Origin of the sequence: Nocardioides sp., assembly GCF_030150155.1 — a bacterium.
In the GTDB taxonomy this organism is placed as follows: Bacteria; Actinomycetota; Actinomycetes; order Propionibacteriales; family Nocardioidaceae; genus Nocardioides.
This window is the reverse complement of sequence record NZ_JASLGR010000039.1, coordinates 121,872-133,520: the sequence shown is the minus strand read 5'-3', so window position 1 is coordinate 133,520 and position 11,649 is coordinate 121,872. Positions and strand designations below refer to the sequence as shown.

13 protein-coding genes are annotated in these 11,649 nt (G+C 73.2%); 12 read left to right on the top strand and 1 reads right to left on the bottom strand.

Features of this window, described 5'->3' with window-relative positions; genetic code table 11:
- Positions 1 to 46 precede the first annotated feature (46 nt).
- The 12 genes from mftA (at position 47) to Q1V88_RS12515 (ending at position 10,589) form a co-directional block, all read left to right on the top strand.
- Positions 47 to 157: a mycofactocin precursor MftA gene (gene mftA, locus Q1V88_RS12570; protein WP_300681540.1), complete on the top strand. Its 111-nt coding sequence runs from the start codon at positions 47 to 49 to the stop codon at positions 155 to 157.
- Positions 157 to 438 (top strand): mycofactocin biosynthesis chaperone MftB, encoded by a 282-nt coding sequence (gene mftB, locus Q1V88_RS12565; RefSeq protein WP_300681539.1) that lies wholly within the window; start codon positions 157 to 159, stop codon positions 436 to 438. The genes mftA and mftB overlap by 1 nt, the downstream gene beginning before the upstream one ends.
- A complete protein-coding gene (gene mftC, locus Q1V88_RS12560; protein WP_300681538.1) occupies positions 435 to 1,712 on the top strand; it encodes a mycofactocin radical SAM maturase in 1,278 nt (425 codons plus the stop codon). Before mftB ends, mftC begins: the two co-directional genes overlap by 4 nt.
- Before the next feature lie 13 nt (positions 1,713 to 1,725).
- A complete protein-coding gene (mftD, locus tag Q1V88_RS12555) occupies positions 1,726 to 2,961 on the top strand; it encodes a pre-mycofactocin synthase MftD (protein WP_300681537.1) in 1,236 nt (411 codons plus the stop codon).
- Positions 2,962 to 3,672, top strand: coding sequence for a mycofactocin biosynthesis peptidyl-dipeptidase MftE (mftE, locus tag Q1V88_RS12550; RefSeq protein WP_300681536.1), 711 nt, complete (start codon positions 2,962 to 2,964; stop codon positions 3,670 to 3,672). It begins immediately after the preceding gene.
- Positions 3,669 to 4,466 (top strand): mycofactocin-coupled SDR family oxidoreductase, encoded by a 798-nt coding sequence (locus Q1V88_RS12545; protein WP_300681535.1) that lies wholly within the window; start codon positions 3,669 to 3,671, stop codon positions 4,464 to 4,466. The genes mftE and Q1V88_RS12545 overlap by 4 nt, the downstream gene beginning before the upstream one ends.
- Positions 4,463 to 6,055 carry a mycofactocin biosynthesis glycosyltransferase MftF gene (gene mftF, locus Q1V88_RS12540; protein WP_300681534.1) on the top strand — a complete coding sequence of 531 codons (1,593 nt, stop codon included), beginning with the start codon at positions 4,463 to 4,465 and terminating at the stop codon, positions 6,053 to 6,055. The genes Q1V88_RS12545 and mftF overlap by 4 nt, the downstream gene beginning before the upstream one ends.
- A 45-nt stretch (positions 6,056 to 6,100) precedes the next feature.
- Positions 6,101 to 6,559 carry an Rrf2 family transcriptional regulator gene (locus Q1V88_RS12535; RefSeq protein ID WP_300681533.1) on the top strand — a complete coding sequence of 153 codons (459 nt, stop codon included), beginning with the start codon at positions 6,101 to 6,103 and terminating at the stop codon, positions 6,557 to 6,559.
- Positions 6,560 to 6,624: 65 nt separating this feature from the next.
- Positions 6,625 to 7,131, top strand: a complete 507-nt coding sequence (locus Q1V88_RS12530; protein WP_300681532.1) for a hypothetical protein — start codon at positions 6,625 to 6,627, stop codon at positions 7,129 to 7,131.
- A 119-nt stretch (positions 7,132 to 7,250) separates the two neighbouring features.
- On the top strand, positions 7,251 to 7,664 hold the full coding sequence (locus tag Q1V88_RS12525; RefSeq protein ID WP_300681531.1) for a hypothetical protein: 414 nt from the start codon (positions 7,251 to 7,253) through the stop codon (positions 7,662 to 7,664).
- Between the two features lie 17 nt (positions 7,665 to 7,681).
- Positions 7,682 to 8,401, top strand: coding sequence for an ABC transporter ATP-binding protein (locus tag Q1V88_RS12520; RefSeq protein WP_300681530.1), 720 nt, complete (start codon positions 7,682 to 7,684; stop codon positions 8,399 to 8,401).
- Positions 8,394 to 10,589 (top strand): FtsX-like permease family protein, encoded by a 2,196-nt coding sequence (locus Q1V88_RS12515; protein WP_300681529.1) that lies wholly within the window; start codon positions 8,394 to 8,396, stop codon positions 10,587 to 10,589. The genes Q1V88_RS12520 and Q1V88_RS12515 overlap by 8 nt, the downstream gene beginning before the upstream one ends.
- Before the next feature lie 107 nt (positions 10,590 to 10,696).
- Here the strand turns inward: Q1V88_RS12515 and Q1V88_RS12510 are convergent, their stop codons facing one another.
- A complete protein-coding gene (locus Q1V88_RS12510; RefSeq protein WP_300681528.1) occupies positions 10,697 to 11,647 on the bottom strand; it encodes a sulfate/molybdate ABC transporter ATP-binding protein in 951 nt (316 codons plus the stop codon).
- Positions 11,648 to 11,649: the final 2 nt, after the last annotated feature.

The window sequence follows — 11,649 nt, the reverse complement described above, 5'->3', positions numbered from 1 at the left end:
CTCACATCCGAGCGATCAGGATTCACCGGCACCGAGAGGTTCACTGATGGACAACCACACCCGGCACGACCCGACGGCCACCGAGGCGACCACCGACCTGACGGCTGAGGCCCTCATCGAAGAGGTCTCCATCGACGGCATGTGCGGCGTCTACTGATGACCACGATGCTCGACGAGCCTTGGGCGCTCTCCCCGGCGGTCGCGCTGCGACCCGAGCCGTTCGGCGCCCTGGCCTACCACTTCGGCAACCGGAAGCTGACCTTCCTGAAGCGACCCGAGCTGGTCACCGTGGTGCGCGGGCTCGTCGAGCATCCCACCGTCCGGCAGGCCCTGGAGGCCGCCGGCATCCCCGCAGGCGATCACCCCGCCTACGCCGCCGCCCTGGAGGGGCTCGCGGCCACCGACATGATCCGCCCGCGCCAGCAGGAGGCAGCATGACCATCGCACCCCAGCGTCCCGCCGCAACGACCCCGGCCGCTCCGACCACCAGCGACCGCCCCCTCGGCGGCACCCTGATCGAGCAGTTCGAGCTCGGCCTCGACGCCCCGATCTGCCTGACCTGGGAACTCACCTACGCCTGCAACCTCACCTGCGCCCACTGCCTGTCCTCCAGCGGCCGGCGCGACCCGCGCGAGCTCAGCACCGAGCAGGCCAAGGCCGTGATCGACGAGCTCGAGCGGATGCAGGTGTTCTACGTGAACATCGGCGGCGGCGAGCCCACGATCCGCCCCGACTTCTGGGAGCTCCTGGAGTACGCCGTCGAACATCACGTCGGCGTGAAGTTCTCCACCAACGGCGTACGGCTGACCCCGGAGCGCGCCGCGTTCCTCGCCTCGCCCGCGATGAAGGGGTACGTCGATGTGCAGATCTCGCTCGACGGGGCGACCGCCGAGGTCAACGACCGGGTGCGGGGACCGGGCTCCTACGACACCGCCCTGGCCGCCCTGGAGAACCTGGCCGCGGCCGGGTTCAAGGACGCCAAGATCTCGGTGGTCTGCACGCGGGAGAACATCGACCAGCTCGACGAGTTCCAGGCGCTGTCGGAGCGCTTCGGCGCGACCCTGCGGCTGACCCGGCTGCGCCCCAGCGGCCGCGGTGCCGACGTCTGGGACGAGCTGCACCCGCTGCCCGAGCAGCAGCGCACCCTCTACGACTGGCTGCTCGCCCACGGCGAGAGCGTCCTGACCGGCGACTCCTTCTTCCACCTCTCGGCCTTCGGCGAGACGCTGCCCGGCCTCAACCTGTGCGGCGCGGGCCGGGTGGTCTGCCTGATCGACCCGATCGGCGACGTCTACGCCTGCCCGTTCGCGATCCACGAGAACTTCCTGGCCGGCAACCTGCTCGGCGAGGGCGGCTTCGGCGAGGTCTGGCGCAACTCCGAGCTGTTCCGCGAGCTGCGCTCCCCGCAGACCGGCGGCGCCTGCTCGTCATGCCAGTTCTTCGACTCCTGCCGCGGCGGCTGCATGGCCGCGAAGTTCTTCACCGGGCTACCCCTGGACGGCCCCGACCCCGAGTGCGTCCAGGGCTACGGCGAGTCCGCGTTGGCCGGCGAGCGGAGCATCCCGGCCGCGAGCCAGGACCACTCTCGCGAGGTCGCCGCCCGCAACCAGCCGGTGCTGCTCCAGCTCACCCGGCGCCCCGACCTGTCCACTCCTCCTGCCAGCGCTTGCGCCGAGTCGCCGCTGGCCGGCTTCGTCCCCACCCCGAACTGAGAGAAGAGAACCCATGTCTCGCCCCGCCTGGCTGCAGAACCCGTGGAAGCAGAACCCCTGGTTCGAATCCGTCGCCGTCGCCCAGCAACGTGCCCACAAGCGCCTGCCCAAGCCCGTGTACGCCGCCCTCGTGGCGGGTTCCGAACGCGGCCAGACGATCGAGTCGAACGAGGCCGCGTTCGCCTCGATCGGGCTCGCCCCGCACGTCGTGGGCCAGCACGCCGAGCGTGACCTGAGCACCCGGGTCTTCGGCCAGGACGTCTCCCTGCCGGTGCTGATCTCCCCGACCGGCGTGCAGGCCGTCCACCCTGACGGTGAGGTCGCCGTGGCCCGGGCCGCCGCGGCCCGTGGCACGATCATGGGCCTGTCGAACTTCGCCTCGAAGTCCGTCGAGGACGTCGCTGCGACGGGTGCGAACACGTTCTTCCAGATGTACTGGACCGGCGACCGCGACACCATGATCCAGCGGATGACCCGCGCCCACGACGCCGGCGTCAACGGCCTGATCGCCACCCTGGACTGGTCGTTCTCGATGGGCCGTGACTGGGGCAGCCCGGAGATCCCGGAGAAGGTCGACCTCAAGACGATGGTGCGGATGGCACCGCAGGTGGTCGGCAAGCCGAAGTGGCTGTGGGAGTTCGGCAAGACCGGCCAGATCCCCGACCTGACCGCCCCGAACCTGGCCCCTCCCGGAGGTGCCGCACCGACCTTCTTCGGCGCGTACTACGAGTGGATGACCACCCCGCCGCCGACCTGGGACGACGTCGCCTGGATGGCCGAGCAGTGGCGCCAGATCTCGGGGACCCCGTTCGTACTCAAGGGCGTCTCCCGGATCGACGACGCGCTGCGCGCCGTCGACTCCGGCGTCGCCGGCATCTCGGTCTCCAACCACGGCGGCAACAACCTCGACGGCACCCCGGGAGCGATCCGGATGGTGGGCCCGATCGCCGAGGCCGTCGGGCACCAGATCGACGTCGTGATGGACGGCGGCGTACGCCGTGGGTCCGACGTACTCAAGGCCCTGGCCCTGGGCGCCAAGGCCGTCATGATCGGCCGCGCCTACCTGTGGGGGCTCGCCGCCAACGGCCAGGCCGGGGTGGAGAACGTGCTCGACGTGCTGCGTGGCGGTCTGGACTCCGGGCTGCGCGGGCTCGCGCTCGGCTCGGTGCACGACCTGCGACCCGAGCACCTGCTGCTGCCTGAGGACTTCCACCGCGCCCTGGGCGCGCCGGCTCGCAGCGAGGCCTGAATGACGCATCGGCTCGCCGACACCACCTGGCCCGACGCGGCGACGCGCCGGGTGCTGGTGGTGCCGGTGGGCTCGGTCGAGCAGCACGGTCCGCACCTGCCGCTCGACACCGACACCCGGATCGCCCAGGCCGTCGCCGACGGGGTGGGCCGGCGTCTGGGCGGGGTCGGGCACCCGGTCTGGGTGGCACCCGCGCTCTCCTTCGGCTCCAGCGGCGAGCACCAGTCGTTCCCCGGCACGGTGTCGATCGGCACCGAGGTGCTGCACCAGGTCGTCGTCGAGCTGGTCCGCTCGGCGCGTACCTGGGCCGACCGGGTGGTCCTGATCAACGGCCACGGCGGCAACGCCCAGGCCCTCACCCGGGCCGTGGCCCAGCTCGACGCCGAGAGCCACGACGTCTGCTGGCTGCCGTGCCGCACCGAGGGCGTCGACCTCCATGCCGGGCGCACCGAGACCTCGCTGCTGCTCCATCTGGCACCGGAGTCGGTGCGCCTGGAGCGGGCCGAGCCCGGGGACACCCGGCCGCTGCGCGAGATCCTGCCCGCGATGATCGCCGGTGGGGTCGCGGCGGTCTCGGCCAACGGCATCCTCGGTGACCCGACCGGCGCCAGCGCCGCCGAGGGCGCCGAGGTGCTGGACTCGATGGTGGCCGAGCTGAGCGCGGAGCTGCTGCACCACCGTGCCCCGGCCGCGACGGGACAGACGCGATGACGACCCCGGTTCCGACCGGGGTGGCGCTGGTCACCGGCGCCGCCCGAGGCATCGGTGCCGCGACCGTCCGCACCCTCGCCGAGGCGGGCTGGGCGGTGCTGGCCCTGGACTGGTGCGCCGGGCCGACCCCCGGCGACGGGCTCTACCCGATGCCGACCGTGGCCGACCTGGAGGCCGTCGCCGAGCCGTACGCCGACGTGGAGGTCGCCGTGGCCGACGTACGGGATCAGCAGGCGCTGGCCCAGGCAGCACGGCGCGCGGTGGAGCGGTGGGGCAGGCTCGACGCGGCCGTCGCCGCTGCCGGGATCGTCGCCGGTGGGCAGCCGCTGTGGCGGACACCGCCCGCACAGCTCGACCTGCTCTGGCAGATCGACGCCGTCGGGGTGTGGAACACCGCCGCCGCGACGGTCCCGCACCTGCTCGCCGGACCGGACCCCTCGCGCGGCCGGTTCGTCGCGGTCGCCTCGGCAGCGGGCAGCCGCGGACTGTTCCACCTGGCGGCCTACAACGCCGCCAAGCACGCCGTGGTCGGGATGGTGAAGGGGCTCGCCGCCGACCTGGTCGGCACCGGGGTGACCGCCTGCGCCGTCTCCCCCGGCTCCACCGACACCGCGATGCTGAACGCCACCGCCGACCTGTACGACGTCACCGCGACCGACCTGGCCGACCACCAGCTCCTGCGTCGACCGCTGGCCGCCGAGGAGCTCGCCGCCACGATCGCGTTCGCCTGCTCCCCGGCCGGTGCGGTGCTCAACGGCTCGGTGGTCGCGGCCGACGGTGGGTTCGCGGGATGAGCACGACCGCGGGGCCGGCTGCGGCTGCGACCCCCGCTCCCGCCGGCTCAGCACAGCAGCCGCCGAGCGAGGATCCGCGCTACCAGCCCCTGCCCGACGGGTTCCGGCTCCGGCTCCGCGCCGACACCGCCACCCATCGCACCCCCGACGGCGCGATCGTGCTGATCGGCGGCTCACCGACGCGGTCGATCCGGCTGAGCCCCGCCGCCGTACGCCTGCTCGCCGGCCCGACCCTCACCGTCACCGACGCCGCCGCCGCCCTGGTCGCCCGGCGCCTGCTCGACGGCAACCTGGCCGACCCCGAGGTGACGGCGCCGCTGCCGGTCGCCGACCTCACCGTGGTGGTGCCGGTCCGCGATCGCCCCGCGCAGCTGGACCGCTGCCTGGCGGCACTGCGGTCGACCTCCTCCCCGGCTCCCGCACCCTCCGACGCCGACTCCACCCCTACCGCCCTGCCCCGGCTGCTGGTCGTCGACGACGCCTCCCACGACCCGGCCGCCGTCGCCGCGGTCGCGGCCCGGCACGGCGCCGAGGTGATCGCGCTGTCCACCAACGTCGGTCCCGCCGGCGCCCGCAACGCCGGTCTCACAGCGGTCACCACGACCGCCGTCGCCTTCGTCGACTCCGACGTCACCGCCCCGCTGCCCGCGCTGGTGGCCCTGACCGCCCAGCTCGCCGACCCTCGGGTCGCCCTGGTCGGGCCGCTGGTGCGCGGCGTACTGCGCTCGCCGCGACCGCGTTGGTTCGAGCGGTACGACGCCGGCGCGTCCTCCCTGGCCCTGGGCGAGCGTCGCTGCTCGGTCGCCGTCGGCGCTGCGGTCGGCTGGCTGCCCAGCGCCTGCCTGGTCGCCCGCACCGCGGCGCTGCGCAGCCTGGACCGGACCGGCTTCGACGACGCGATGCGGGTCGGCGAGGACGTCGACCTGGTCTGGCGCACGCTCGCGGCGGGCTGGACGGTGCGCTACGAGCCCGGGGTCGAGGTCGGTCACGACGTCCGGGCCGGGCTGGGCGAGATGCTGTCGCGCAAGCTGCTCTACGGCACCGGGTCGGGGCCGCTGGCCGATCGGCACGGCGACGCGGTGGCGGTGGCACGCCTGACCCCGCTGATGGCGGCCGCAGGCGCCGGGATCCTGCTGCGCCGGCCCTGGTCGGTGACACTGGCCGCCGCCGCGACCTGGTCGGCCCGGCGATCGGTAGCCGCGACGCTGCCGGAGTTCGACGGCCGTGGCCGGACCGCCGACCTGCTGGCGCTGCGTGGGCTCGGCTGGTCGGTGCGCCAGGAGTCGGCACTGCTGCTGCGGCACTGGTGGCCCGCGGCCGCCGTCGGCTGCGCGGTGTCCCCGACCGTGCGTCGGATGGTGGGCAGCGCGGTCCTGGTCGACACCGCGGTGGCGCTGACCCTGGACCGGCCGTTGCGCCGACCCGACCTGCCCGGCGTCGGCCTGCCGACGCTGCTGGTCGGGCGCCGGCTCGACGACCTGGCCTACGGGCTCGGGGTCTGGGTGGGCGCGGTGCGGAGCCGGTCGTGGCGGGGCCTGGCGGTGGACGTCGTACGACGCAGGAGCGGACGTCGCACGACCGCAGGCTGAATCTGTCCAGCCCACCAATTCTCATCGATCTGACAGACTATGGCCGTGCGCGTTTCAGCAAAGTCGGACTACGCCCTCCGGGCCCTCATCGAGATGGTCGTCCGTGAGGACGGCAAGGCGGTGAGTGCGGAGGAGCTCGGCAAGCTCCAGGAGATCCCGCACGGGTTCCTCCAGGCGATCCTCGCCGACCTGCGCAAGGCCGACATCGTGCTCTCTCAGCGTGGCCCCTCGGGCGGCTGGCGGCTGGCCCGCCCGGCCTCGGCCGTCACCGTCGCCGACGTGATCCGGGCCGTCGACGGCCCCCTGGTCTCGGTCTACGGACTCCGCCCGGAGTCGGTCACCTACAACGAGACCGCCGACGGCCTGCAGCAGGTCTGGATCGCGGCCCGCGACGCCATCCGCGAGGTGCTGGAGTTCGTCACCATGGAGCAGCTCGCCACCCGCAAGCTGCCCACCGCGGTGACCAACCGGACCGCCAACGAAGAGGCCTGGCAGCCGCACTGAGCGTGCGCTGAGAAAAACCTCGGCCCGGGTGCAACCGAAACGGCACCTCACCCCGTCATAGGGGTATGCCCCGTCATCGCGCGGCGACCCACGCCCGAGCGACCACCGGAGCCCGTCGACCAGCTCTCCTGCTGGCCGGGCTCGCCCTCGTCGCGCTCGCGACCGGCTGTATGGCTCCCGGCTCCGCGCAGGCGCAGCGCTTCGACAGCCTCGACCTGCGCCTGACCCTGGCCGACAGCCACGTCGCCGGCGGCCGGAGCGTGCACAGCACCTGGGCGATCGCCAACCGGTCGAAGGACCCCGTGGTCGACCCGGGCTGCCAGGTGGCGGCCTACCGCTACGCGATCGTCCCCGTCGACGAGGCCAACAACGAGACCGACCTGTGGGGCGCCTACATCATCGACTGCTCCGGGCCGCGCACGATGGAGCCGGGCTACGACGAGACCTACCCCGGCCCCGACTTCCCGGCACGGACCGCCAACGGGACGGCCCTGCCGCCCGGCAACTACGTGGCAATGGTGGAGATCCCGGGACGCACCGGCCGGCTGACCCAGCCGATCACGGTCACCTGAGCCCCGCACCGGGTTACCTCAATGTGGGGGTCCCACGCGGCGGCGCGGCGGACATCCAGAGAACGTACGAAGCAGTTCTCCCTGATGCGCGCATCGCGCTCCCAGCAGAAGGACAACCCATGCGGAAGACAGTTCTCGGAATCCTCGGCACCGGGGCCCTCGTCATAGCCGGCGCAGGCGCCGCCGTGGCAGCCACCAGCGGTGGCCTCAACGTCAGCACCGACGGCGCCTACACGTCCGGCGGCGTCTACAACTTCAAGTACTCCGGATGCCGTTGGGGCACCAGCAGTGTCGCCGCCTACGACGGGTACGTCGGCGGCACCCTGGTCGTCACCACCCCCAACATCCACCTCAACGCCAAGGTCGACGGCTACGGCTGGGCCAAGATCAAGCAGGGCAACTCGAAGACCTCCTACGGCTACAGCAGCTGCCTGTCGGGCCGCGACGTGATCGTGCACGGCTCGATCTCGCTCCAGGTCTGTCGCGAACACTGGTACGGCGACGACTGCTCCAGCAAGACCGTCAACCGCTGAGGGTGGATCCTGACGCTGTGACGATCACCGACGGTCCCCTCCGAGCCGACGCCCTCACCCTGGCCTACGGACACCAGCCGGTCCTGACCGGCCTGTCCCTTCGGTTCGCCGACTCGGAGGCGACCGCCATCACCGGCCCCTCGGGGTCGGGCAAGACCAGCCTGCTCTACTGCCTCTCGGGGCTGGAGCGGCCCGACTCCGGCACCGTCACCCTGCTCGGCCACGACCTGGCCGACCTCTCCGCCGACCAGCTCGCCGACCTGCGGCTGCGCCACGTCGGCTTCGTCTTCCAGTCCGCCGACCTCGTCCCCGAGCTCACCCTGCGCCAGAACATCGCGCTCCCGCTCCAGCTGGCCCGCCGCCCCCGCCGCGAGGTCACCGCGCGGGTCGACGAGCTCATCGCCCTGCTCGGCATCACCGAGAGCGCCGACCGGCGCCCCAGCCAAGTCTCGGGCGGCCAGGCCCAACGCTGTGCGGTCGGGCGTGCCGTCGCCGCCCGCCCCGCTGTCGTCTTCGCCGACGAGCCGACCGGTGCCCTGGATCGGGCGCACCGTGACGTCGTACTCGACCTGCTGCTGCACCAGGTCGCCGAGATCGGCAGCCTGCTGGTCACGGTCACCCACGACCCCGACGTGGCCGACCGCTTCGATCGCCAGATCGTGCTCACCGACGGCACGGTGAGCACCGACCGGCGCCGCCAGGCCGACGGCACCGCGCGCGAGGAAGCGCGTGGCTGACCTCGGGCTGGCCTACCGGCTGCTGCGTGGGGCCGGTCGGCGCGAGATCGTCAGGCTCTGCGCGATGGCACTGGGCGTGGCGCTGGCCGTCTTCGCCGTCCTGATCGGGATCGCCGCGCCCCGGGTCACCGCCCAGGCGCACCAGGTCGAGGCCGACCGGACCCCCGTCTACGCCGAGAACGACAGCAGCACCGGCCTCCACCTGAGCTCCACCACGGCGACCCTGCACAATCGGCCCTGGACCCGGGTGGAGGTCTCGGCAGCCACCGCCGCCTCCCCCCTCCCACCGGGGCTGACCGCGTGGCCGCAGGTCGGCCAGAGCGTCGCCTCCCCCGCCCTGCGCGACCTCGCCCGCCAGGACCCGAGCGTCGCCTCGATGGTCGGCGACCTGGCCCCCGACACGATCGGGGCCGTCGGCCTGACGGCCCCCGACGAGCTGGTCTCCTACACGGTCACCGCGGCCCCCGCCGGAGCGCACGCCCCCGGACGACAGGACGCCGCCGAACCCGCCGTGATCGGGTTCGGCGGCGGTTCCGTCACCGGCTCCGGGCTGCTCCCCGTCCTCGAGGTCGTGCTGCTCGTGATCAGCCCGGCCGCACTCTTCCTGCTGTCGTGCCTGCGACTGTCCGCCGCGAGCCGGGCACGGCGCTCCTTCGCGCTCACCCTGGTCGGGATGTCACCGCGCCGGGCCGCACGGCTCTACGGCCGCGAGATGACCCTGATCGCGGTGCTCGGCTACGCCCTCGGAGCCGGCGCGTACGTCGTCACGCAGGGCCGACTCGGCGCCTCGGGCCTGCTCGGGATCCGGTGGTGGCCCCACCAGGGCCGGATCGGCCCGGTGCTGCTCGTCGTCCTCGGCGTGGTCGCCGTCACCGCTGTCGGCGTCCTGGCGCGCCGCTCGATGACGAGCCTGGCCGCGCGGAGCCGCTCCCGGCGTACGACTCGCAGCTCTCGACTCCAGGCGTGGATCGCCCTCGTCCTCGGCCTGCCGTCGGTGGGCTACCTCGTCGCCACGGCCGCGATCGGAGCGCTGCGCCCGACGACCGCCTGGGCCTCGGACCCGCACGCGCTCGGCATCCTCACCGCGGTCACCGGAGCGGTCGCGGCCGTCGTGCTGGGCACTCCCGCAGCGGTGGCAGCCCTCAGTGGCCGGCTCAGCGACGCCGTCCCCGCCACCGTCGCCCTCGGTCTGCGCGGCGCCGTCCACCGGCTCCCGTCGAGCCAGAAGCTGATCGCCTTCATCGCCGGGTCGGTGATGCTGGCCGGGCTGTGCACCGCCTTCGTGGCGACCCTGCACCGCTCCGCGTTCGGCGACCCGACGGAGGCCTCGATCTCGGTCGCCATCGCGGACCTGCCGCACGGCTGGGTCCAGCGACTGCCGCAGGGGGCCTTCACCGCCGAGGTCAGCGCCCCGGGGCCGACCGCTGCCGCCGACGTCGTGGTCGGCGACTGTGCCGGCGTCGAGCGGCTCTCCGCCGTCGTCTTCACCCGGCCCGGACCGTGCACCGAGACCGTCCAGCGCGGCGGCCTGACCGCCGCGGCAGCGCAGCCCTCCGTCACTGTCGGCGGCCACACCCTGGCGCTGGGCGACCTCGCGCCGACCCCGGACGTGGCCTGGGACGTCAAGGTCCCGCTCGCCCAGGCACCGTGGCTGGGCGACGTCGCCGACGGCACGCTCACCTACTGGGTCTCGCGCGCCGACTCGTCGTACCGCACCACCTTGGCCGCCCTGACGGCCGCGTTCCCCGGCGTCCGACTCGACGCCGGGATGCGCAATCCCGACCAGTACGCCGGCTACCGGACCCAGGTCGGCACGCTGCGCGCCGCGGTGGCGCTCGGCCTGCTGCTGAGCGTCTGCTCGTTCCTGATGGCAGCCCTGGAGAGCCGATGGGAGCGGGCCCGCTCGGTGACGACGCTGGCGGCCCTCGGCGCCAGCCGGCGCGACCTGCGCCTGGCCAACCTGGTCGAGTTCACCTTCCCGATCCTGGTCGCCGCCCTCCCGGCAGCCGTCGTAGGCGCCCTCGGCGGGTGGGCGGTGGTCTCCCTCAACGGCACCCGCGGCATGTTCACCGTCGACGTCGTCACCGCGGTCGCGGGCGGGACGGCGGTCGGAGTGGTGGTCGCGGCCGCGGTCGGCTGGCTCAGCGGGGGTGCGACGTTCCGACGGGAAGCCCTGGCCGACACCTGAGCGGGTCCTGCAATGGACCTGGGCGGTCGCCCGGCGGCCCCCTGGGCGATGCCGGGAACGGTCCCGGGGCGACCCCGGCGGTCCGCACGGACCGCCGGGACCTCCGCTCAGACCGTGGTCGCGCCCGGCGCCGCCGCCAGCCAGACCGTGGACCCCTCGGCCAGGCCGAGCGAGCGGGCGTGGGTACGGGTGATCTCCACCAGCACCTCCTCGCCGGCGATGGTCAGGGCCGTGATCCGCACCTCGAAGCCGACCCGCAGGATCCGGGTGATGGTGGCCTCGACCCCGACGTCGGGGGTGGTCGAGATCTGGACGTCGTGCGGTCGCACCAGCTGACCGCCGAGCCGGGTGACGTCGCCGAGGAAGCCCATCACGAAGTCGTTGGCCGGGCGGTCGTAGAGGTCGTCGGGCGAGCCGACCTGCTCCACCGTGCCGTTGTTGATCACCACGATCTCGTCGGCGACCTCGAGGGCCTCCTCCTGGTCGTGGGTGACGAACACGGTGGTGACGTGGACCTCGTCGTGCAGACGGCGCAGCCAGTCGCGCAGCTCCTTGCGGACCTTCGCGTCCAGGGCACCGAACGGCTCGTCGAGGAGCAGCACGTTCGGCTCCACGGCCAGGGCCCGGGCCAGCGCCATCCGCTGGCGCTGGCCGCCGGAGAGCTGGGCGGGCAGCCGGTCGGCGAACTGGGACAGGTGCACCAGCTCCAGCAGCTCACCGACGCGCTGCTTGATCTCGGCCTTGCTCTTCTTGCGGATCTCCAGGCCGAACGCGACGTTCTTCGCCACCGAGAGGTGCTTGAACACCGCGTAGTGCTGGAACACGAACCCGACGTTGCGCTTCTGCGGAGGCAGACTGGTCGCGTCCTTGCCCTCGATCTGCACGGTCCCCGAGTCGGCGGAGTCGAGGCCGGCGATGATCCGCAGCAGGGTCGACTTCCCGCCACCCGAGGGGCCGAGCAGGGCGGTCAGCTGACCGGTGGGGATGGAGACGGAGACATCGTTGAGCGCGTAGAAGTCGCCGTACTGCTTGGTCACGTTGCGAACATCAATAGACATCG